Below are 21,407 nucleotides of genomic sequence, written 5' to 3'. Positions count from 1 at the left end.
GCCCTGTGCAGCAACTATGCAGCGTGCCCACACAATCCAACGTTTTCCCAACCGCTCCACAGCCATGCCATTTTTCAAGGCACATAACGATGCCATAACGATTACCCCAAAAGAGACCTCTATCACCAGACGCTAGTGATAGTGCTCAGTCGCGGGCAGCGAGGTAGGCATCATAAAGCTCACGATTGGACCACGCCGTTCCAGCTGCCGCCTTCTTGCATGCATCTTTCGCCCGCACACCGCGTTCCACCTCGGCACGGACCTGCTCCACGAGGACCTCTATCGAGACGGGTGCGGCAGCACCGCCCTCGATGACCACGGTGATTTCACCTCGCGCATTCTCTTGTGCCCATTCGGCAAGCTCGCCCAGGCAGCCACGTTTGATCTCTTCATAAGTTTTTGTCAGCTCGCGGCACACGGCCGCGCGACGGTCGGCGCCAAGGATCGCGGAGGCGTCGCCAAGCGTCTGCGCCAAGCGGTGTGGGGACTCGAAGAAGGCAATAGCACGCTGCTCCCCCACCAAGGACTCGAGCCACGCCTTACGCGGGCCGGGCTTGCGCGGTGGGAAGGCATCGAAGAGGAAATGCCCCACTCCCAACCCCGAAAGCGCGAGGGCGGTCGGTACCGCCGAAGGACCCGGGAAACACGTCACGGGCACACCCGCCTCCACAGCGGCGGTCACGATGGAATGCCCCGGATCAGAAACCAGCGGCATGCCGGCGTCCGACACGACAAGCACGGTTCCCGTCCGGGCAGCGGCGACTAACGTGCGCGAGCGTTCCTCTTCGTTGTGGTCGAAGTTGGAGACCACCTTGCCGCGGATCTCTACTCCTAGCGTTTGGGCAAGATTGCGAACACGGCGGGTATCTTCCGCCGCAATCACGTTTGCGTGGCCCAAAGCCTGCATTAGTCGGGCGGAAGCATCACCGGGATTTCCCAGCGGCGTAGCGGCAAGGATGACACCGCGGGGCAAGGGATCAAGCTGAAGACTCATACTCACCAGCATGGCACACGCAAGCTAGACTGTTCCGGGTGAGTATCGCAACCCCTACACAACGATTTGGCCGCACCAAGCGCACGCGCCCTTCCGCCGCGCGTGGCGCCCATACCCGGCCAGCTCCCCCCGCTCCCCGGACCTACACCTGGTCGCGGGCCGACACCATCAGCACCGCGATCATCGCGGTACTAGCTTTCCTCACGCGTTTCATCGGCCTGGCTACGCCGGTCTCTGAAGACACTCCTGTCTTCGATGAGAAACACTACGTGCCGCAGGCCTGGGACATGGTCACTAGCTGGCATAACCTCTTCCTCGGCGGTATTGAGTCCAACCCAGGCTATGGCCTGGTTGTGCACCCGCCGCTGGCCAAACAAATCATCGCGATTTCGGAGGCGATGTTTGGATACACCCCACTAGGATGGCGCTGCATGGCCGCGCTGTTTGGCGTGGGCACAGTACTGTTGACGATGGCGCTTGCCCGCCGCTTGTCAGGCTCATGGCAGGTGGGTTTCCTGGCTGGTCTTCTCGCCGTGTGCGATGGCGTGCTGCTCGTGTCCTCCAAATTCGGAATGCTCGACATCTTCCAAGTCTTCTTTGTCGTCGCCGCCGCGTGGGCTTTGGCGCGCGATCACCAGCAGATGCGTGAGCGTCTCCACTCCGCTTTCGTGTCGGGCACGATGGGTGACTCCGACTTCGGGCCCCGCTTTGGTTTCCGGTGGTGGCGTTTTGCGGCCGGTGTTTTCTTGGGGCTGACGCTTGCTGTGAAGTGGTCCGGCCTGTACTACATCATGTTCTTCGGTCTGATGAGCGTTTTCTCGGATCTCGCGCTGCGCCGTCTCTACGGCGTGCGCCGCTACATTGTCGGCACGCTGGTACGCGATACACCAGCGGCCCTCGCCTCCATCGTCGCGGTTCCCGTTGCCCTGTACACCTGGTCCTGGCGTGCGTGGTTCGCTGACGAAACAGCCGTTTACCGCCACGCCAAAGTGGACGGAACCATTGAGGAGGGCTCTTGGTTGCTTCACCTCCCCGAGCCACTCGCCGGCTGGTTCTACTACCACTCTTCAGTGCTGGAGTTTCATGCTTCTTTGACCACCTCCGGTGGGCACAGCCACCCCTGGGATTCCAAGCCGTGGGCCTGGCTGGTGGCCGCACGCCCTATCCTCTACTACTCCTCCACGGACATCTCCTGCGGGGACGGCGGCTCCTGCCGCAAGATGCTGTACCTCTTCGGTACTCCCGCCATTTGGTGGCTGGTCGTCCCTGCAGTGTTGTGGGGACTGTGGTCCCTGCTTGTTCGCCGAAACCGGGCCTTCCTCATCCCACTCGTGGGTGCTGCCGCAGGATTCCTGCCCTGGCTGGCAGTCTTCGACCGCCAGATGTATTTCTTCTACGCCACGGCGTTCATCCCGTTCATCATCGTGCTGATTTCCTTGGCTTTGGGCCAAATGATCGGCCGCGGACGGCTACTGCAGTGGCGCAGGCTCACAGGACTCTTTGGTTCCGCGATGCCGTTGGGCACCTTCCTTACGGTGTGCTATGCCGCACTAGTTGTGGCAATGTTTGCCTACTTCTCCCCGATTCTTTATGGATACCTCATCCCTGATTCGTGGTACAACTCCATGATGTGGCTGCCGTCCTGGTCCTAGCGTGGGCTAGCGGAAATCGCCCGAAAGGCGTCGTGCAACAGGAATCCCCGGTCCGCTGCCCAAGCCCAGCCCAAGCTGACGGTGGCCAGGCCCGTGCCGATGAGGATATAAACCTGCCCCGCAGCGACGCTGCCTAAGGCAAAGTCGCGCATTGTAAAACCGCACAAGAACGCGAACATCGTACAAGCTACCGGCAGCAATCCAGGGGCCGAGGCTGGGCGCCATGCGGCAAAAGCCAAACCGCTTGCGATACCGAAACGCAGCGCTGCAGCCTCCATCAACAGGTGTGCGCGTCCTGGGTCAGCGCCGTCCGCGAGTGTTCCTTCGCTCGCCAGAGTTGTTAGCCCCGAGGCACTGACGACGACCACGACCGCCCACACCACAAACGCTAGGGACAGCACCCCGAGGGCTACCCGCGCCAAGGTCAGCGATGCCTGTCGCGCGCTGGAAGCTCGCTGCCATTCCGGCTCCACGCCGGCGAGGATGACATCAGATAAGTCGTGCGGCGGAACACCAGCGGGTTCCACAACGCTCAATGAGCGTGATAGGGCTGCGGCCTTGTCCCGGAATGCCGCGCACTCAGAGCACCCAGACACGTGTGCTTCGATGACGTCTGGTGAGAGCTGTGGAGCTTCCCCATCAAGCTGTGCGGAAATCGCCGCCTGCACCTGCTCATGCGTCAGCACGGCTCAGCACTCCATCTACGCTCGCCCGGCCGGAACCGAAGACCACAATCATGAGCAGTGACACGATGAGAACTAGCGGGTACTCGATGCCACCATCGGTAGCGAAGAGGCCGTTGCCCATGTGCACGAAATACAACGCACATGCCATGAGCAGCGCTAAAGCCCCCGCAACAAAGGTCGTGAGCAAACCTACGACCAGGGCCGCCCCGCCCAGCATTTCTGCGAAGGCAGCCAAGTACGCCGATGTTTGTGGCTGTGGGACGCCCATGGCGGAGAACTGCCCGGTTACTTCGTCCATTCCGCTAAAAAACATCTTGTCTACACCGTGCGCCACGAAGATGACTCCCAGCACCGCGCGAAAGATGAGAAGCGCGGCATCGCGTACGGCGGGTCTATTCATGGTTCATAGACTACCCTGGATGGCCACCGCCCTCCGAAAGGACTCCCCTCCCAACATGCACATGTGGACCTCTCTGGACACTCCCCTCGGCCGTCTCACCCTCGTGGGATCTGCACAGGGTTTATCTCACGTATATTTCGACGGCGAATCTCCGGATCTCGGAAGCATGCAACGCCTCACGGATGTCACCGAACCTGGCTCTGCGGGCGCGGTGCTTGTCGACGCCTCTCAACAAATTGCCGAGTACTTTGCCGGTACCCGGAGGGAATTTAAGTTGCTTCTCGCCGTCCCGGCGACTCCTCGTGCCTTCCGCGACCGGGCACAACGCGCGCTTCGCGACATCCCCTTCGGCGAACGTTGGACCTATTCGGCTCTTGCCACCGCCGCCGGTAGCGCTCAAGCTGCCCGTGCCGCGGGTAGCGCCTGTGCCAGCAACCCGCTTCCTATTGTGGTGCCGTGCCATCGCGTCGTGCCAGCCAGCGGCGGCCTAGGCTCCTATCGCGGGGGTGTGGCCGCAAAACGGCTACTGCTGGAGCACGAAGCAGGGAACCAATAACTAGATTTTGCAGTCTAAAAAGGCATGACGACTACACACATGGCAAACGATACGAAACTTGTATATGACTCTGCGGGCCTTGGCCGCCCCGCGTGGGCAATGACTTCTCCACTGCTCAAGGAGTATTACGACACCGAATGGGGCATGCCCGTCCATGAGGAATCCGCTCTGTTGGAACGGCTCTGTCTGGAAGGCTTCCAGGCCGGGCTGAGCTGGGAGCTCGTGTTGCGCAAACGCGAAGCCTTCCGCGCTGCCTTCGTCGGCTTTGATGCTGACCTTCTGGCCAGCTTTGGCGAGGAAGAAGTCGAACGCCTCATGAACAATCCAGAAATTATCCGCAACCGCCTTAAGATCAACGCGGTGCTCGCCAACGCCAAAGCCACGGTGGCCCTGCGCGAGCAAGGCGGGCTGGATGAATTCATTTGGAGCTTCTTGCCGGAAGAGACGATTGCGCCAGAAAGCGAAGAGGACATCCCGAAATACACAAAAGAAGCCTTGGACATGTCCAAGGCTTTGAAGAAGGCTGGGTTCAAATTCGTTGGCCCGGTAACCTGCTTTTCCCTCATGGAGGCCATCGGGATGGTCGACGCCCACCTCGTGGGCTCGCATCGCCGCGGCACGTCGGGAGTCTGGCCGGCCTAGTGCTCAGCCTCAGTGACGCTCGGGCGCATGGCGCTATCGCGCGCCGCTTAGCCTACCCGGCGCGCAGCAAGATCATCACGTCGCTGGCGCGGGGAAGGATGGGGACCGTCGAAACCGCCGTCAGAATCATCTTCCGAGTACACCGGAAGGTAATCAAAGTCCGGGCTTTCATCATCGATTTCCAAGATGAGAGCGCCCGGGCGGCGCAGGTTCGGCGGCAGTGACTCAGCGGGGTTCTCTGCATTGCGCACACCCAAGCGTGCGCGGCGCAGGTGGTAAACGCGGCGACGCAGTAGCTCCTGCTCGCGGCGCACCTGGGCGCGCAGCGCCACCAGGTAAACCGTGGTCATAACGCCTGCGATGGCTGCCGGCCACCACGTCCAACCGCCCACAACGATGCCCAGGCATACCGTTGCCACTACTGCTACGGCGAGACCGATGAGCGTGCGCTGGCGGCGCTGGTACCGCGTGGCGGAAGCCTCTTTCTCCTTTACCGGGTCCCAGCCGCCGCGACCAAGGCGGCGCTGTGCGAATGCCAGCTCTTCCGCAGACAGCTCAGTATCACTGTGGGAGGTTTCGGAGTCTTCAGTGTTCGCCTCTGCGAGATCAGCACTCTCGCTCTCCGAGGTTGTGGATTCTTCTTGCACGCCGTCCTGTTCCGAAGCATCATCCGTGCCTTCTGCGTTCTCTACGCGGGAATCCTCCGGAGTTTCCTCTACAGCATCGATAGCACCCGGATACATCAGGTCGACCGGTGAAGTATAGGTGTCATCGAAGGCATAGGCATCTTCTGCCACGCTAGCGTTGGCTGGGGTTGTGAAAACCTCGGCGGCATCGGCCTCCACCTTCTCGCCTTCACCGTCTAGGTCCTGCTCATCTTCGGTGTCATGCTCGGACTCCGCTACAAGCTCGAAATCTTCTTCCGAGTCCTCAGCCTCGACAACTTCGCCGTCGATAGTCTCCGCAACGTCTGGCTGCTCGGCAGCAGCGGCAGCAGCGGCCTCTGCGCGAGCGGACTGTGAGTCCTCACTGACACCTTCGGCCTCGACCAGTTCATAGTCTGCATCCTCTGCACCGGATTCAGCGCCTGCCGTAGCATGCGGACGGATATCTTCCTTACCCAAGCGCGGCTTCCGACGGCCCGGCACGGAGCCCGAATCTCCTTCGAAGAGCACGCGGGTCTCTTCAAAGGCCTCACCGGTGTGGCTCATCGGACGCTGCGAACGCAAAAGCAACGGGGCGAGGATGAAGAGCCACAACACGATTACGAGAATGATCGGCACGGCAGTCATCATGCGGCTGGGTCCCAACTTTCAGGGGTCGACAAAAGGGGAATATAACTAGGCCCCTACTCTAGCCTCCCAACCCCAGCCCGTGGGCATCAACGAGCCCATAAATTACAAGGTTGTTACTTAAGTGAAAGCAGAGGTAGTTGACCCAAAATATCTGCCCTTGCGTATTGACTACGTGCTGCTGATTCGGTCCGCAGCACGCAGGCGCTCGACCGCCCCAGAGGCAAAATCCTCACGGTTCAGTGCCAAAAAATGGTGGTCCCTCCACGCGCCATCGATATGCAAGTTCCGCCGTAGGAAACCTTCATCCCGAAACCCATTGTGGTGAAGCACCTTGCCCGACGCGGGATTTTCCGGCAGGTAAGTAGCTGTCACACGATGCAACCCCACACGGTAAAAAGCATGGTCCACGCCGAGAGCGCAGGCGGCAGTAGCCACGCCAGCTCCGTGCACCGCGGAATGAACCCAATAGCCAATCCAGCACTCGCTGCCCCCACCATGCTGAATATTCCCCAAGGTCAACTGCCCGCGGAACTGACCATCGACGTCGATAACGAGCGGCACCACAGTTCCAGCGCGGGCCGAATCACGCAGAAACATCAAGTGATTCCACCATGCCGACTGTGAATGCGCCGCATCCCACGAGGTCGGCAAAGTCGGCTCCACCGGTTTGAGAAAATCCCTATCCTCCATGCGCTGTCGCCGCCACGCTTCGCCATCGCGGCGCAAGAGCGGGCGCAAACGAACTGTCGCCCCATGTGGGAAGACACTGGACGCCCGCAACCGAACCGCAGGAGTTGCCTCCGGCCAGCCTGGATGGTCGGGATTGGCTTCACCGCTGGCGGGGGTGGCAAAGCGCCCAGCGGCGGTACCGAAAGGATCAAGCATGACCGTGAGTATCTGCCTGCATCTAGCTGCGTTGGGTCAGGAAGAGGACGTCCACCACATCTCCTGGGCGGATCTCGGTGGCTTCCTCCGGGATGCGAATCATCGCGTTGGCCTCAGATAGTCCGGCGAGCAGGTGCGCCGGTGCGCCCGCCGCACCACCCAGGCCTTCCACCAGGTAATCGGATGTTTCGGCATCCCGCATCAGCCGGGCACGAATATAGCCGCGACGGCCCGGGCGGGACTCCATGTGGTTGAGCACGCGTGCGCGCACCACGCGACGCTGACCGCTGCGCTTGCCCAGGGAGAGCCGGATCAGCGGGCGCACAAAGACCTCAAAAATAACCAGCGCGGACACCGGGTTCGAGGGCAGCAAGAAGGTCGGGATGCGTTCCTCACCTAATAGCCCGAAGCCTTGGACCGAACCGGGGTGCATGGCCACGCGGGAGGTGTCCACATCCCCTAGCTCATCGAGGACCTCGCGGATCTCCTCCGAACCCGCACCGCCCACGGCACCGGAAATCACCAGCACCTCACTGCGCGCCAGGTAGGTCTCCAAGGCCTCCCGCACGCGGCGCGGCTCACCGGCAGCAATGCCCACGCGGTGCACGTCCGCCCCGGCCTCCTTTGCGGCCGCCGCGAGCGAATAAGAGTTCACGTCGAAGACCTGGCCCAAGCCAGGCTCGCGGTCGACGTCGACAAGCTCCTTGCCATAGGACACGATGGTCACGCGCGGGCGCGGATAGGCCAGCACCTTCGAGCGTCCGACTGCCGCAAGCAGGCCAATTTGTGCTGGCCCCAAGATAGTTCCGGACGACACTGCCACATCGCCGGGTTGAATATCATCACCCACGCGGCGCACGAAGTCTCCCGAGCGCACCGGGCGGTGCGATGTCACGCGCTTGCGGCCGCGATCGGTCCATTCGAGGGGAAGGACGGCGTCGGCAAGCGTGGGCAAAGGCGCGCCAGTATATACCCGCACCGCCTGCTTAGGCTGCAAGCGCAAAGGCTGGCGCGAGCCTGCAGGAACCTCTCCCACCACCGGAAGCGAGCGCTCAACCTCTGTCTCCGAGGCAGGAGCATCCGCATCCTCAGCGTCGTGGCGAGTGCGCGCCTTGAGGGCCTTCTCTCCCCCGACGTCCACAGCGCGCACGGCATAGCCGTCAATGGCTGCTTGCGGAAAGCCTGGAAGCGGCTGGTTTGCCTGCACCTCCTCCGCGCACTTGAGACCTAGGGCATTCGCGATGGCGATGCGTACCGGCTCAGGAGTCATCGCTGCATCAAGAATGAACGCCATCTGGTCATCGACCGAACGCATGTACCGCCTACCTTTGCTCTGGGGTATGTGGGGCCTAAAGGGATGGAAGTTACTGGAGTAGAGCTTAGCGCGCTGGGCGTGCGAAAACTTAGTCCTTCAGTCCGTTTTCTTCTTCGTAGTCCTCCACGATTTTCTTGATTGCCTTGTAGAGCGCGGGACCGTATTTCTCATCGCGCAGACCAAAGTCCACGTTGGCCGGGATATAGCCGCCCGGGTTACCCAGGTCGTGGCGCTTGCCTTGGTGGACTACGACGTGAACGGGGTGGCCTTCCTTAATGAGGAGCTCGATGGCATCGGTCAACTGCAGCTCCCCACCTTTACCTGGTTTGATGCGGCGAAGGGCGTCAAAAATCTTCCTGTCGAGCAGGTAGCGCCCAGTGGCCACGAGGTTCGAAGGTGCATCAGCTGGATCCGGCTTCTCCACCATGCCCACGACCTTCTTCACGCCCGGCGCGTTGGTGTCCTCGACATCAAACACGCCGTAGTTATAGGTCTCCTCGCGCGAGACTTCAAAAGCACACAGAACGCTGCCACCCAGGGCGGCGCGAACACGGGCCATCTCGCCCATGACGGTGGCGGGCAGGACGATGTCATCCGGCAACATGACGGCGAAGAATTCTTCGTCATCCTCCAGCACGGATTCCGCCAAGCCCACTGCGTGCCCCAGACCCAAGGGCTTTTCCTGCTCTACGGAAATTGGGTGAATCAACTGAGCAGCGCGCTTAACCTTGGCCACCTGCTCGTCTTTGCCGCGGGCGTCAAGGGTTTCAACTAGATCAGGAAACTCCTCGAAGTGCCGCATCACTTCTTGTTTGTTCGGTGCGGTAATCACCGCGAGGCGCTGGGCGCCCACGGAAGCGGCCTCTTCCGCAATAAGCTCAATACCCGGCGTATCAACGACGGGGAGCAGTTCCTTCGGCACGGTCTTGGTGACTGGCAAAAAGCGGGTGCCCATGCCAGCAGCGGGGACAACGACCGTGGCGATCCCAGTATGGGAATCCTCGTGTGCAATAGTCATAAGTTCCACTTTACAATGCGTCCACCATGCTCCCGTGCTGCGCTACGCCGGCCCGCTATGATTAAAGCCCATGACGAGCTCCCCCAAGGACGCCTTAAGATCCTCACTCCTTCACGCCCGGCGCGCGCGAACCGCCGAGCAGCGCGCTGAAGACAACGCCGCATGGTGCGCCGGGGTAAGTGAATTACTCACGCCCGCGATGCGGATTGCCGCCTACCACCCACTGGGTACAGAGCCCGGCGGGCCCAACTTTGTGGATACCGTGGCAGCACTCTGCAAGGAAGTCTACCTACCTATTTCTGGGGAAAAGGGGGAGCTTTCGTGGACGCTCTATGCCGGCCCGGAAGCTATGCGCCCAGGGGCCTTGGGGATTGCAGAACCCGTCGGGCAACGCCACAGTAGCGCTATCTTGGCGCGCCTCGATCTCATCCTTGCGCCTGCAATGGCGGTGAGCGAGTCCGGCATGCGCCTAGGAAAAGGCGCCGGCTACTATGACCGCGCGCTCACACCGCTGCCCACTGGACGCCCGCCCGTCGTCGCCGTGGTTCACTCCAGCGAGGTCCGCGAGGTTCCTTTCGAGGAGCACGACCGCCCAGTCGACGGCGTCCTCACCGAACGTGGAATGCGCTGGCTTTAAGCAACCTCTTTGTCTTGAGCCAACGCTCTGGGCTTGCGCTTTTCTATCGATTCCCGGGAACCCTAAGGCACCACACGCAGTCTAAAGAAGTATGGATTTCCTTCACGTTCTGCGCACCCCGGGGCATCGCCGCAGCGTTATCCTTCGCCGTGCAACAGCGGCAATCTTGCTCCTTGCCGCGGCAGCAAGTGCACTCGCCTCGACCCGCGAGCAGCCCCGCGCCGTGGTCATGACCCGGGACGTGGCCGCCGGGGAGACGCTGGCGCTTGGCGATGTCACCGTGGCCCGCGTCCCTTCCTCCGCCCTGCCCGCCACGGCGTTGGGAAGCAACCCGGAGGATGCAGTAGGGCGTGTTCTGGTGGCAGCGGCCAGCGCCGGCGAAATCCTTACCAGCACCCGTCTGCTCAGCTCGGATCTCATTGCGGATTTCGGGATGGACGACGGCCACCTCATCCCACTTACTTTGGCGGAACCGGAAATTGCCCGCAATCTCCATCATGGCGATACCGTCAATATCGTCAGCACGATCGAAGGCGGTGAGAACCTGTCTGCCCCCGCCCGCGGTTCAACGATTGCCCGTGGCGCACGCGTCGTGTCGGTGGGTGCCGGCGGAGAGGAGGCCCGCACGCACACACTCCTCGTTGCGCTACCAGCCGAAGCAGCCGAAGCTGTAGCAGCCGCGTCACTGACCCAACCGCTCACGGTTGTCATTGTGGGCGACCGCGCCCACAGTTAAGCTAAGTTGTGAAGATCATCGCGTTTGCACTGGTAGGCCTCCACAAGATGTTGCCACGACACGCAAACTCTGCCTAGTATGGGCACATCCACTCAGGCGCTATAGGTACTGCGTCAATTCTGCTTCATAACCTGACGGCAACGCATGCCTTGGGCGCTCAACAGTGGTCTTCTCGTTTCCCGTAATCCCCCCTTGCTTCTTCCTACGTAAGCGCTCCTCAGTTTCAAGCCACTTTTCTCTCTCCATCCGGCCCTTCTGGCTCAATACCAACTAGGCGCCATCCACTTGAACCGCATTAGAGCACTCACCACACGCACTGCAGCGCAGGCGCAAGAGCGAAGAAGCACACACTCTGCAGAAAAGGACATATTCCCATGCTCAAGGGCTTTAAAGATTTCATTATGCGCGGCAACGTCATCGAACTGGCCGTAGCCGTCATCATCGGCGGCGCCTTCACCGCAATTGTCACCTCCGTCACCAATAGTCTTATCCAGCCGCTGATCAACTCCTTCGGCTCCCCGGAGGTTGCTGGCTTGGGCTTCCAGATCACCGACAACCCGGAGACCTTCGTTGACTTCGGCGCCGTGATCACCGCGATCATCAACTTCCTGATCATCGCTGCTGTGGTCTACTTCGGCATCATCGCCCCGATCAACGCCATCACCGAGCGTGCTAAGCGCCGCCAGGGTGTGGACCCGGAGGAGCCGGCTCCGACCACCGAGCAGCTGCTCGCCGAGATCCGCGACCTCCTCGCTGCTGAGAACGGTGGCACCACCACCAACAAGCCGGGCTCCAACTTCTAAGCCAGAAGCCACAGCTTAAAAATTATCCCGCAGAGACGGCTCTTCGCCGAAACTCTGCGGGATTAATTTATGTCTCTACAAACTGCCCTCGTTTTACTGCGTAGTGCCAAAATGCGGCGGCATATTCTCTCGATAAAAGGCCTCACCTGTGGCCTCGTCGTCACTGTCACCGGCGGGGCCGTGCGCATCCCCATCAATGTTCACTGTGCGCAGTTCATCGGCGCCCGCAGCTGCGGAAGCAAACGGTGCCGGGCCGGTGGGGATATCGAAACTGCGGTCGTAGTTCTCGGCGGTCGACGGGCGCTGGGCCCGACGACGGCGCGAGCGTGAGGACCGTGGTGTGGATTCCGACATTAGAAGCTGGATTTCTGCAGCTGATCAACTAGATGATGCACCAAAGGCGTCAAGGTTGCCATGCCATCGCGCACCGCCGCGCGGGACGAAGCCACGTTGACGATGACCGTCGATCCAGACACTCCTGAAATACCGCGGGAGGTGCAGGCATCCACCGCGCCGCATGCCTGGCCGGAAGAGCGCAGCGCTTGCGCCACGCCCGGAACCATCTGGTCCAGTACTGCGCGGGTTGCCTCCGGAGTCTTATCGCGCGGGCCGACGCCCGTACCGCCAATTGTGAGCACCAAGTCCACTCCCCCGACAACGCCGGTTTCAATCGCCTGCCGGATCTTGGACTTCTTGGAGCGAACAATCACAGCGCCGTCGACGGTGAAGTCAGCTTCAGCCAACAATTCACCAGCCAAGCGCGACGTGTCTTGCGCGGCCTCATCCGGGTGATCGGTGACGATGACGACGAGCGCGCGGCGCGGTGCTTGAACGCTTTGTTCTTGTTCACTCGCAATGAGAAAAGCATCATCGGGTTCGGTGACATCATCTAGTTCGCGTGAGGCATCGCGCCCCAGCAGCTCGGTTGCGTCGGTGTTGTCTGCCACGGAGGTTCTCCTTAACGGTGGGACGGAATCTTCCGGAAGTAGTTTCTTTACAAGGTGTCAGGGTGCGAGGTTCACGCGGTGCTGGCGCACCGCCCAAGTATTTGTAAACTTACTCGCTCGCCAGCGTTACCTCTACCTTTCTTGTATCTTCGCTGTCTCGACTCTTCACCTCGAGCGTCACGGTTGTGCCAAATTCTTGGGAGCGGGTTGCCGCAATCAAGGCGTCGGAGCTTTCAATGAGCCGTTCATTAACGCGTGTGACCACGTCACCGGACTTCAGTCCTGCCTTATCAGCCGGGCTATCAGGTTCCACATCGACGATTTCCGCGCCGAGGGTATCGCTCTGCGCGCGGACCTTTACACCCAAAGTTGGGTGCTTGACCTTGCCGTTATTAATGAGCTCATCGGCCATCCGCTTGGCAAAATTCGAGGGGATAGCAAAACCCAAACCGATGGAGCCACCTTCGGAATTCGAACCGCCAGACAGCGAGGCGATCATGGAGTTCATACCAATGATGTTGCCCTCCATGTCCACCAAGGGACCACCGGAGTTACCAGGGTTCACGGCGGCATCGGTCTGGATGGCGTCGATCAGCGAGGACTCCCCGCCTTCCTGCGAAGCACGCACTGGCCGGTTCTTGGCCGAGACGATTCCCGAGGTCACCGTGGCGTTGAGCCCCAGCGGGGAACCAACGGCAACGACCTCCTGCCCCACTGCGGCAGCATCCGAATCACCGAATTGCAGGAAGGGAAGGTCATTGACGTCATCAATCTTGATGACGCCAACATCCGTCGTCGCATCCGATGCAACGAATGTCGCGGTGTGGCGCGAGCCATCATTCATCGTTACTTCCAGCCGGCCTCCTTGATCCGCGCCTGCAACCACGTGGTGGTTGGTCAGCACATAACCATCTGGAGAGATGATAGAACCCGAGCCCTCAGCACCGCCGGAGCGAGTCATGGAGAAGATGGAGACCACTGCCGGTAGAACCTTCGACGCTACATCTTCCACGGAGCCATCAGCCGGCTCTTTTCCGGTGCTATTAGCCACTGGCTGACGGTCCAACACTTCGTTGACCGTGGAGGTGGAGGACTTGTCGTTTCCGGCAGCGCCTACCACTGCGCCAGTGACGCCGCCAGCAGCGACGGCCGCAACGAGCATCATGGCTAAGGCCGTCCCCAGCCCAACCTTGCGCTTTTTCTTCGGTTCGCGGCTTGGCTCCACACTGTTCACGCCCGGTCCTTGGTGCCCGGCAAAAAGCTCGTTCTGGTTGCCGTTGGGGGCAGCACCATAGCGTTGCCCTGCACCTGCATAAGGCTGCGCCGCATTGTGCGGCTGCTGGCCTACCTGACTGTGGTGGCCGAAGCCATAGCTCTGCCCGCCATACGGCGCCTGCGCCCCGTACGGGGCTTGGGATGGCTGAGCTCCGAAGGAAGGCTGACTCCCCTGCCCCGGCTGACCGCCGTAGGGTGCCTGTCCGCCCGACTCCCGCGAGATCGAGCGCGGTTGATTCCAGCCATTTGATTCGCTTCCCGCAGAAAGTACCTCGCCTCGCTGCTGCGCCTGCCGCCGCCCATCCGGGTTCTGCGGGTTATCCATGGGGCTATCCATGTTCGAATTCCTCATATTCATGTCAGGTAGTGTGCACTATCGCGCTGGCGCGCATCTGTCTCTGCTCTGCCAGTGTGCTAGGAAAAGCTGGACGTTTCCTGTGTGCTCTGAACTGGGGTGATACACAGCACATTAGCCTTGATTGAACCATCGTTCCGCAAAGATTTGGCCGCGGTCATTGTGGTTGTCCACATGCCCTCCGGAGGATTCCGGAGCCTGCTCCGTTGACTGTTGCGCAGCAGCAGAATCAGGCTGAAACTCGTTTGGTTGCTCTTCCAATCCGTCCACCATGGCATCACCCTCGGTGGGATGTCCCGGAAGGATAACTTCCATGCGCGTTCCGCCATCCGCGGATTCCTTGATGGTGATGTCTCCATTGTGACGTTCGATCACGGATTTCACGATGGCTAGGCCCAATCCAGAACCTGGCATCGCCCGGGCTTCAGCCGAACGATAGAAGCGCTCAAACACCTTGTCGCGTTCCTCCGGGGCAATACCGGGGCCGGAGTCATCCACGCGCAGACGAACCTTGTCTTGTGCAATTTGCCGCATAGATACGCGCACGGTACCCGTCGGCGGCGACCACTTCGCAGCGTTATCCATGAGATTGAGCGTGGCGCGGCCCAATGCAAACGGATCTCCGTCCAACATCCAAGGGATAAAACGCACACGGAAATCGACGTCCGGGCGGCGGCGCTTAGCGCGGTTGAGGGAGTGCTCCAACACTTCGTGCAGCTCCACCGGTTCGGGTTCCTTTTCGGTGGCATCTTCTCGCGCAAGGTCCACGAGATCACCGATGAGGGTCGACAGCTCCGACATCTGCGCCATCACGTCGTCTTCCAAATCGCGCCGATCCTCGTCGCTGATACCAAAACCGCCCCCAGATTTGTTCAGCATCATGAGAAGCTCAATATTGGTACGCATGGACGTCAGCGGGGTCTTAAGCTCGTGGCCGGCATCGGCCACGAACTGCGACTGCTGTACGCGAGCGTGTTGCAGAGCAGACAGCATTCGGTTAAAAGACACCGTCAGCTGCGACATCTCATCATTGCTCTCCACCGCAATCGGGCGCAGGTCATTGGTTTGCGTCACGTAATCGGCAGCTCGTTTGAGTCGGGCAATGGGCTCCATGCCGGTCTTTGACACCACCATGCCCGCAAAGACGGAGAGCAAGACACCAAAGGCCACGATAATAAGCAGGGCCGAGCCCACAGCGGAGACAATATCTTCGGTAGTACCCAAGTCTTGGGCTAGGACTACCGTGGCACCGCCTTCCTGATACTTGGCCAGCACGCGCTCACCGCCCAAGGTGCGAATGGAGCGTTCCATGGTGTCCCCATCCGGCTTAAAATCACCGCCCACCGGCAAGGCATCACCAAAGGAAAACGCAGTCGCCGGCGGAGAGATAGAGACTCGAGTCGAGGGGTTGTAGAGCTTAAACGTCGCAATTTCCTGATCGATGTTCTCTACAAAGACAGGATCCTGCGCTTGCTGCATTAGCACATCGGCTTGTTGCATGATCTGCTTGTCGACGCTCGCCGTCATCGATGCTGCAACCAACCAATAGGTAAAAAGCGTCATTACCGCCACAGACACGGCGACGACGACACCAGTAACGAGCGAAAGGCGCCACCGAAGCGGCGCCCGCGAAGCCCAGCCGCGACGGCCTGAGAGACCCAACCACGCAGTGGACTCTAGGTCTTCAGAAGGCACCGCGTCAGGCGCGGGCCTCCGTAGAATCACGCGATAGCCTCCCTCATGACGTAGCCAACGCCACGCACGGTGTGAATAAGACGCGGCTCGCCATCTTCCTCAGTCTTCTTGCGGAGATAACCGATGTAGACCTCGAGGGCGTTTCCGGAGGTAGGGAAATCATAGCCCCATACCTCTTCCAGAATGGTGTTGCGGGAGAGCACCTTTCGGGGATTCTCCATGAGCAGGCGCAGCAGGGCAAACTCAGTACGCGTCAGAGAAATCTGACGGTCGCCGCGGGTGACTTCACGGGTATCAGCATCAAGCTTGAGGTCCTCAAAACTCAACTGGGTCTCGACCGGCTGCTTCTTGCCAATAGACTCCGCAGCAGCGCGGCGAACCAAGGAACGCACGCGGGCGAGCAACTCTTCCAGAGCGAAAGGCTTGGGCAGGTAATCGTCGGCTCCCGCATCAAGACCAGCGACACGGTCAGACACTCCGTCGCGCGCGGTCAGTATAAGAATGGGACGATCCCAACCCTCACTGCGAAGAGTTCGGCACACTTCGAGACCGTCCATGTTCGGCATCATCACGTCGAGGATAAGAAGCTCTGGGCTATCACTGTGCACCATCTCGACAGCTTGGACGCCGTCAGCGGCCAACATGACCTCGTCGCCATTAAACTTCAAGGAGCGGCGGAGCGATTCGCGTACGGCCTGCTCGTCATCCACGACAAGAATCTTCATAATCTCAATTATGTCCTATCTAGGCCACTTTCACGAAGTAGGCCTCCTCCTTTCGCCCCCTTAAATCCCCCCTCAAGACGCAGTTCGGCTGTTCTGCGCTATACCGCGAGCAATTCCTGCATAGCAATGCATGGTAAGCGTTGATGGATAGCGTCGGCCCTCGGATACCAACACGCATTGCACACCTTTGTTGAAACAGATTCAGTCAGGTGGGCGGGTGCTCACTGAATGGAAAAAGCCCCGCAGCTTCACTCACTAAGAGGTGAATCTGCGGGGCAACAGTCGCAGTCTTAAGACCTCAGCGCACAAGCGCGTTGATTCTTAGAACTGCTCGACGTCTACCAGGCCGAGCTTGGCAGCCTTAACCAGGCGGCGCGGAATGCGCACGGTCTGGCCGTCGATGGTGACTTCCTGGAGGGCGACATTGTCAGCCTTCCACTGGGAACGGCGAGAGTGGGTATTCGCGCGGGACTTCTTAAACTTAGGAGTTGCCATCTTTTCCTATCCTCCTTACGCGTTCTTCTTCTTGCGGCGAGCCATTGCACCGAAGCGCTGGTTGAACTTCTCAACGCGGCCAGCGGTATCCATAACGCGCTGTGCACCGGTCCAGAACGGGTGGGACTCAGCGGTCACGTCAACGACGATGAGCGGGTACTCGTTACCGTCTTCCCACTCAACGGTGCGATCGGAGGTAGCCGTGGACTTGGTCAGGAAGGAGTGGCCGGTACCGGCATCCTTGAAGACCACCGGGTGGTAATCCGGGTGGATATCTTTCTTCATATGTCGATTCCCTCAGGGTTGAACTACGGGTCGGTTCCTTCCGTGACGCACGAGGGCGTGAAAGGATCGTGCCCGAGTTGGGTCTCTATACTTACAAACTGTGCGGCTCGCGCCGACAACTTGAAATATCCTACAGGTCAGCGGTATCAAATCGAAATCGCACCAGTCCCCCAATCTCAGCGCTAGATACTGAATATTCTAATTGGAAGCCCTCACCTGCGCATTCACTGCCGATATTGCTCAGATAGTAGGTATGGAAGCGCGGAGGCGCCGCAGCGGTGATTAGGTTCTGCAGTCTACGGCATGTAAGATTTCCCCTTGCTGTTGTCAAAGTAATCGTTTTACGCCCTCATCAACTGGTGTTCAACGGATTTATGCCTCCTGCTCAACCTCACTTTTTCGAGCGCCGCGCCTCACCGCGGAATAGGCACTCCGTTAGTCGCTTTCGATGTGGGCGGCTAGGAGAAAGAAGACCCATGTCGGCTATTTGCCAGGTAACGGGCCGCAAGCCGGAATTCGGCAAGCAGGTCTCGCACTCGCACCGCCGCACCTCGCGCCGTTGGAACCCCAACGTGCAGCGTCGTCGGTACTACCTGCCCTCTGAGGGCCGTACCATCACCCTGAATGTTTCCACTAAGGGCATGAAGATCATCGACCGCGACGGCATCGAGTCCGTTGTGGCCAAGATTCGCGCACGTGGGGAGAAGATCTAAAGATGGCACGTAATGACATCCGTCCAATCATCAAACTGAAGTCCACTGCGGGCACCGGTTACACCTACGTGACCCGTAAGAACAAGCGCAACAACCCGGATCGCATCACCTTGAAGAAGTTCGATCCGATCGTCCGCAAGCACGTCGAATTCCGCGAGGAGCGATAATTTATGGCTAAGAAGTCAAAGATCGCCAAGAACGAGCAGCGCAAGGAAATCGTCGCCCGCTACGCGGAGCGTCGCGCTGAGCTCAAGGCAATCATCAAGAACCCGAACACCCCGGACGAAGAGCGCCTCGAGGCGCAGTTCGAGCTGAACCGTCAGCCGCGCGACGCCGCCCGCGTCCGCGTCCGTAACCGCGACTCCGCTGATGGACGTCCGCGCGGTTACCTCCGCAAGTTCGGTCTGTCCCGTGTCCGTATGCGCGGCATGGCTCACCGTGGTGAGCTGCCGGGCGTTCGCAAGTCCAGCTGGTAAAGGGGTACCCATACAATGGCTGTCAAGCGTAATAATCACAAGAAGTTCCGTATGGAGCAGACCCGCCGCCCGAAGAAGAACCCGCTCAAGGCCGAAGGCATTGAGAAGGTCGACTACAAGGAGATCAAGACCCTGCGTCTGTTCATCTCCGATCGCGGCAAGATCCGCTCCCGTCGCGTCACCGGTCTGACCCCGCAGCAGCAGCGTCAGGTTGCTACTGCCGTCAAGAACGCACGCGAAATGGCTCTCCTGCCGTTCACGTCCCGCTAAACACTAGCTGGTTTCAACAGCGCACTTTTGCCGCTGTACTCGTGACTCACTAGGACAGGACAAAAGAGCTTTTAAGCCGCCGCCTACTTCCTCCCCGCACAGGGGACAAGGTAGGCGGCGGCTTTCGTTTTCCTATCCTGTTTGGTCAGTACCTACCCACCTGTCATGTTCAGCGCGCACGTTCTGGGTGATAGATTGAAGGGCTAGAACACCCCTGATGGAAAGGGAATTGAAGACCTTATGCCACTGCACGAATCCCTCACAGATCTCAGTGAACTTGCCACCCACTGCCACTCCCCTGCCCATGCACGCGGACTGTTGGAGGAAGCGCAGGATTTGCTGCGCAACGCCACGGCTCACCGGGGTGACGGAGTAGAACTTGCTGCCTGGTTTTCTCGCGTGGTCACGGACATCGTCCGCTCTCCTGGACTGGCAAGTCCCGTGCGCCTCACCGGCGCCGCGGCCCGCGGCGATCTCCTCCCCTCACTGCCCATCACGTGGCTGGGCACAGACGAGCAACTAGAGAAGGTCATCACCGAGGCCGGCCTCTCCTGCGGTGCGGTGCAAGACGTGGCATCCACTCGCGCGGACGCTGGGCTCCCCCTAGGAGCGGGCGGGGAGGATGAACTCTACGCAGAAGCGATATCCCAACGCCCAGCACCGCTCAAACTCGTGGATGGTCTCCCTGATCGCTCCGCGGACGTGTCCATTCGCCTTTCCTTGCTCGCACCGGTGTCGGCCATCGCCCGCTGGGCAGCACCAGCGCCCCGCCCAACCCCGGACCGCCTCGCCATTGGTGTCGAACGTGAGCTCCTTACTCCCGCCGAGGCCGAGGGACTAAGCCTAGCTTGGGGCACGGGCATCGCCCTAGAGTTGGGTCGGTGGTACGAAGGCGTCGATCAGCACAGCGTCGTTGTGGCAGATCTGCCGCCTTTGGACCGCACCGCCTACGGCTCGGCCTGCCGCACTGTGTCCGCTGCCATCGAATCCATAGTGATAAGGCACGGTAGTGTGGTTAGCTGTAGTGAAAGCTAAGCTGTGACATTCGCCGTTCGCGGCGGGGTGTACGATTACTGACTTGCCGTCAGTTATTACGTGAATTTTATCGAAGGGAGTCCGCCTCATGGCAGGTAGCGTTGGCAGGCCGCGGAAGAATAGCCCACGCCGCCGGGGAAACACCGCGCGCGAGGAAATCCTGGATGCCTCATCCGAGCTCTTCACCACCCAGGGCTTTGCTACAACCTCTACGCACCAGATTGCTGATGCCGTCGGCATCCGGCAGGCTTCCCTGTACTACCATTTTCCTTCGAAGACGGATATCTTCCTCACGCTGCTCAATTCCACCATTGAGCCTTCACTGGAGCTCGCGGATGAGCTCGCAGCTTCAGACGCTGCTCCGGCGCAGCGCCTGTGGTCCCTGGTGGCCGCAGAGTCCCGCCTGCTATTAACCTCGGCGTGGAACGTGGGCCGCCTGTATCAACTGCCGGTGGCTAACTCACCAGAGTTCGGCGAATATCACGAGCAGCGTGACCGCCTGAAGGATCATTTCCGCACCGCCGCAGCTGGAATTGTGGGCGAGGATGATCCGCGCATCGAGCTGCCTTTCCACATCGCGCTCTCCGTCATTGAGATGCGCCCCAATGATGGCAATGCACCTTTTGATGCTTCGCAGCGGGTGCCGGAGCAATCTGCCATGCTTGCCGACGCCGCCCTCGCAGTCCTCGGCGCCACCCCTCCCGAGGATGCCGAAGCCACCACCTTGGAGCTACTCAAGAACCGTAATGACTCTATTTCTTCTGCAGCCGCTGCTGCGGCCGACCGGAAGAAGCCGGCACGCTAGCGCGGCCGTAGCGGATGGCCTAGCGGCCGTGCCGGATGGCATAGTGCGCTAGGAACGTCTTATAAGGCTTATAGGCCTTCTCGCCGTCTGCTCGCAGATTATCGACGAGGCGGTCCATCTTGTGGTTCGTCTTCTTTTCGGTCCACCCCAGCTCCTCGGCGATCTCTCGGACCGAGGGGATATCAGCATCGGTAGAGCCTGGCTTCTTGAGGTAGCTGGCTAGCAGGCGCAGCAGTTCTTCTTGCTCATCATTGGGTACGTGGCGGGTACGCGTGCGCTCCTCATCGACGTCCTGCTCGCGTTTTGTGCGGCGCGAGTAGTTGCTGTTCTCCACATCGATGTAAAGCTCGTAAGGGCACTCGGGGGTCTCAAAGGTAATCCGCGATGGCCCCGGGGGCACGGCCGCGACTGAGCGCGGGCCGAGGTCGATGCGCGAAAACCCCGTGACGCCGCGCAGCTCGATGCGCAGCGGGATGTGGCTGCCCACGTTGCAGATCATCCACCCCTGTCCGCCGTACCACAGCTGAAAGAGCTGGCGGTGCAAGCTGAGGTCCTCCTCACCCACGCGGAAGTCACCGGCGCGGCCGACAATGACTTCTTGCCCCGGGGACATGACCATCACGCCGCCGATCAAGTCATCGATGCGCAGCCGCGGCCCCCGAGGAGCGTTCTGCGGTGGGAGTGGCTGTTGCTGGCTCATAGACACCTCCGT

27 protein-coding genes are annotated in these 21,407 nt (G+C 60.3%); 12 read left to right on the top strand and 15 right to left on the bottom strand.

The features are described 5' to 3' along the window. Positions 1-145 precede the first annotated feature (145 nt). Positions 146-994 carry a 16S rRNA (cytidine(1402)-2'-O)-methyltransferase gene (gene rsmI / locus CAURIM_RS04360; protein ID WP_201828493.1) on the bottom strand — a complete coding sequence of 283 codons (849 nt, stop codon included), beginning with the start codon at positions 992-994 and terminating at the stop codon, positions 146-148. 38 nt (positions 995-1,032) lie between these two features. Here rsmI and pmt point away from each other — a divergent pair, with 38 nt between their 5' ends. Further along, positions 1,033-2,646 carry a protein O-mannosyltransferase gene (gene pmt, locus CAURIM_RS04355; protein WP_201828494.1) on the top strand — a complete coding sequence of 538 codons (1,614 nt, stop codon included), beginning with the start codon at positions 1,033-1,035 and terminating at the stop codon, positions 2,644-2,646. On the opposite strand, the gene CAURIM_RS04350 is transcribed toward pmt, so the two are convergent. Both CAURIM_RS04350 and CAURIM_RS04345 read right to left on the bottom strand, forming a co-directional pair. Continuing rightward, positions 2,643-3,332 carry a zf-HC2 domain-containing protein gene (locus CAURIM_RS04350; protein WP_201828495.1) on the bottom strand — a complete coding sequence of 230 codons (690 nt, stop codon included), beginning with the start codon at positions 3,330-3,332 and terminating at the stop codon, positions 2,643-2,645. The genes pmt and CAURIM_RS04350 overlap by 4 nt on opposite strands. After that, positions 3,319-3,732 carry a DoxX family protein gene (locus CAURIM_RS04345; RefSeq protein ID WP_070529327.1) on the bottom strand — a complete coding sequence of 138 codons (414 nt, stop codon included), beginning with the start codon at positions 3,730-3,732 and terminating at the stop codon, positions 3,319-3,321. The genes CAURIM_RS04350 and CAURIM_RS04345 overlap by 14 nt, the downstream gene beginning before the upstream one ends. Positions 3,733-3,751: 19 nt before the next feature. Between CAURIM_RS04345 and CAURIM_RS04340 the strand changes: the two genes are divergently transcribed. Both CAURIM_RS04340 and CAURIM_RS04335 read left to right on the top strand, forming a co-directional pair. Continuing rightward, on the top strand, positions 3,752-4,288 hold the full coding sequence (locus CAURIM_RS04340) for a methylated-DNA--[protein]-cysteine S-methyltransferase (RefSeq protein ID WP_236659299.1): 537 nt from the start codon (positions 3,752-3,754) through the stop codon (positions 4,286-4,288). Between the two features lie 24 nt (positions 4,289-4,312). After that, on the top strand, positions 4,313-4,930 hold the full coding sequence (locus tag CAURIM_RS04335; protein WP_201828496.1) for a DNA-3-methyladenine glycosylase I: 618 nt from the start codon (positions 4,313-4,315) through the stop codon (positions 4,928-4,930). A 47-nt stretch (positions 4,931-4,977) separates the two neighbouring features. On the opposite strand, the gene sepX is transcribed toward CAURIM_RS04335, so the two are convergent. The 4 genes from sepX to CAURIM_RS04315 form a co-directional block, all read right to left on the bottom strand. Next, a complete protein-coding gene (gene sepX / locus CAURIM_RS04330) occupies positions 4,978-6,225 on the bottom strand; it encodes a divisome protein SepX/GlpR (RefSeq protein WP_201828497.1) in 1,248 nt (415 codons plus the stop codon). A gap of 168 nt (positions 6,226-6,393) precedes the next feature. After that, the gene (locus tag CAURIM_RS04325) at positions 6,394-7,110 is read right to left on the bottom strand and encodes a GNAT family N-acetyltransferase (protein ID WP_201828498.1); all 717 of its coding nucleotides are present in this window, start codon (positions 7,108-7,110) and stop codon (positions 6,394-6,396) included. A 22-nt stretch (positions 7,111-7,132) separates the two neighbouring features. Further along, positions 7,133-8,425 (bottom strand): molybdotransferase-like divisome protein Glp, encoded by a 1,293-nt coding sequence (glp, locus tag CAURIM_RS04320; protein ID WP_201828499.1) that lies wholly within the window; start codon positions 8,423-8,425, stop codon positions 7,133-7,135. Between the two features lie 88 nt (positions 8,426-8,513). Then, a complete protein-coding gene (locus tag CAURIM_RS04315) occupies positions 8,514-9,443 on the bottom strand; it encodes a UTP--glucose-1-phosphate uridylyltransferase (protein ID WP_201828500.1) in 930 nt (309 codons plus the stop codon). A 70-nt stretch (positions 9,444-9,513) separates the two neighbouring features. Between CAURIM_RS04315 and CAURIM_RS04310 the strand changes: the two genes are divergently transcribed. The 3 genes from CAURIM_RS04310 (at position 9,514) to mscL (ending at position 11,619) form a co-directional block, all read left to right on the top strand. Next, positions 9,514-10,080 (top strand): 5-formyltetrahydrofolate cyclo-ligase, encoded by a 567-nt coding sequence (locus CAURIM_RS04310; protein WP_201828501.1) that lies wholly within the window; start codon positions 9,514-9,516, stop codon positions 10,078-10,080. A gap of 91 nt (positions 10,081-10,171) precedes the next feature. Then, the gene (locus CAURIM_RS04305) at positions 10,172-10,816 is read left to right on the top strand and encodes an SAF domain-containing protein (protein ID WP_201828502.1); all 645 of its coding nucleotides are present in this window, start codon (positions 10,172-10,174) and stop codon (positions 10,814-10,816) included. A 374-nt stretch (positions 10,817-11,190) separates the two neighbouring features. After that, entirely contained in the window at positions 11,191-11,619 is a 429-nt protein-coding gene (gene mscL, locus CAURIM_RS04300) for a large conductance mechanosensitive channel protein MscL (protein ID WP_201828503.1), read from the top strand. Positions 11,620-11,712: 93 nt separating this feature from the next. Here mscL and CAURIM_RS04295 read toward each other — a convergent pair whose 3' ends face one another. The 7 genes from CAURIM_RS04295 to CAURIM_RS04265 all read right to left on the bottom strand — a co-directional run bounded on the left by CAURIM_RS04295 (position 11,713) and on the right by CAURIM_RS04265 (position 17,396). Further along, entirely contained in the window at positions 11,713-11,973 is a 261-nt protein-coding gene (locus CAURIM_RS04295) for a hypothetical protein (RefSeq protein WP_201828504.1), read from the bottom strand. After that, a complete protein-coding gene (locus CAURIM_RS04290) occupies positions 11,973-12,566 on the bottom strand; it encodes a MogA/MoaB family molybdenum cofactor biosynthesis protein (RefSeq protein WP_201828505.1) in 594 nt (197 codons plus the stop codon). Before CAURIM_RS04290 ends, CAURIM_RS04295 begins: the two co-directional genes overlap by 1 nt. A 109-nt stretch (positions 12,567-12,675) precedes the next feature. Further along, the gene (locus tag CAURIM_RS04285) at positions 12,676-14,199 is read right to left on the bottom strand and encodes a S1C family serine protease (RefSeq protein ID WP_236659300.1); all 1,524 of its coding nucleotides are present in this window, start codon (positions 14,197-14,199) and stop codon (positions 12,676-12,678) included. A gap of 111 nt (positions 14,200-14,310) precedes the next feature. Beyond that, a complete protein-coding gene (locus CAURIM_RS04280) occupies positions 14,311-15,921 on the bottom strand; it encodes a sensor histidine kinase (protein ID WP_201828506.1) in 1,611 nt (536 codons plus the stop codon). Then, positions 15,918-16,616 (bottom strand): response regulator transcription factor, encoded by a 699-nt coding sequence (locus tag CAURIM_RS04275; RefSeq protein ID WP_201828507.1) that lies wholly within the window; start codon positions 16,614-16,616, stop codon positions 15,918-15,920. Before CAURIM_RS04275 ends, CAURIM_RS04280 begins: the two co-directional genes overlap by 4 nt. A gap of 321 nt (positions 16,617-16,937) precedes the next feature. Continuing rightward, the gene (rpmF, locus tag CAURIM_RS04270) at positions 16,938-17,111 is read right to left on the bottom strand and encodes a 50S ribosomal protein L32 (protein ID WP_010187615.1); all 174 of its coding nucleotides are present in this window, start codon (positions 17,109-17,111) and stop codon (positions 16,938-16,940) included. 15 nt (positions 17,112-17,126) lie between these two features. Further along, the gene (locus CAURIM_RS04265) at positions 17,127-17,396 is read right to left on the bottom strand and encodes a type B 50S ribosomal protein L31 (RefSeq protein ID WP_005530151.1); all 270 of its coding nucleotides are present in this window, start codon (positions 17,394-17,396) and stop codon (positions 17,127-17,129) included. Between the two features lie 476 nt (positions 17,397-17,872). Between CAURIM_RS04265 and rpmB the strand changes: the two genes are divergently transcribed. From rpmB to CAURIM_RS04235, 6 genes are all read left to right on the top strand, one after another. Continuing rightward, on the top strand, positions 17,873-18,109 hold the full coding sequence (gene rpmB / locus CAURIM_RS04260) for a 50S ribosomal protein L28 (RefSeq protein WP_005279911.1): 237 nt from the start codon (positions 17,873-17,875) through the stop codon (positions 18,107-18,109). Positions 18,110-18,111: 2 nt separating this feature from the next. Continuing rightward, positions 18,112-18,276 carry a 50S ribosomal protein L33 gene (gene rpmG / locus CAURIM_RS04255; RefSeq protein ID WP_010187624.1) on the top strand — a complete coding sequence of 55 codons (165 nt, stop codon included), beginning with the start codon at positions 18,112-18,114 and terminating at the stop codon, positions 18,274-18,276. A 3-nt stretch (positions 18,277-18,279) separates the two neighbouring features. Then, positions 18,280-18,585, top strand: a complete 306-nt coding sequence (rpsN, locus tag CAURIM_RS04250) for a 30S ribosomal protein S14 (RefSeq protein WP_010187625.1) — start codon at positions 18,280-18,282, stop codon at positions 18,583-18,585. 15 nt (positions 18,586-18,600) lie between these two features. Then, entirely contained in the window at positions 18,601-18,855 is a 255-nt protein-coding gene (gene rpsR / locus CAURIM_RS04245; protein WP_010187626.1) for a 30S ribosomal protein S18, read from the top strand. 240 nt (positions 18,856-19,095) lie between these two features. Next, positions 19,096-19,890, top strand: coding sequence for a hypothetical protein (locus CAURIM_RS04240; RefSeq protein WP_201828508.1), 795 nt, complete (start codon positions 19,096-19,098; stop codon positions 19,888-19,890). 88 nt (positions 19,891-19,978) lie between these two features. Continuing rightward, positions 19,979-20,695: a TetR/AcrR family transcriptional regulator gene (locus CAURIM_RS04235; protein WP_201828509.1), complete on the top strand. Its 717-nt coding sequence runs from the start codon at positions 19,979-19,981 to the stop codon at positions 20,693-20,695. A gap of 19 nt (positions 20,696-20,714) precedes the next feature. Here CAURIM_RS04235 and CAURIM_RS04230 read toward each other — a convergent pair whose 3' ends face one another. Then, entirely contained in the window at positions 20,715-21,395 is a 681-nt protein-coding gene (locus CAURIM_RS04230) for a DNA-binding response regulator (RefSeq protein ID WP_236659301.1), read from the bottom strand. Positions 21,396-21,407: the final 12 nt, after the last annotated feature.

This window comes from Corynebacterium aurimucosum (assembly GCF_030408555.1).
GTDB classification, from domain to species: Bacteria; Actinomycetota; Actinomycetes; order Mycobacteriales; family Mycobacteriaceae; genus Corynebacterium; species Corynebacterium aurimucosum.
The sequence above is the reverse complement of the archived record's forward strand: the minus strand, read 5'-3'. Positions and strand labels throughout refer to the sequence as shown.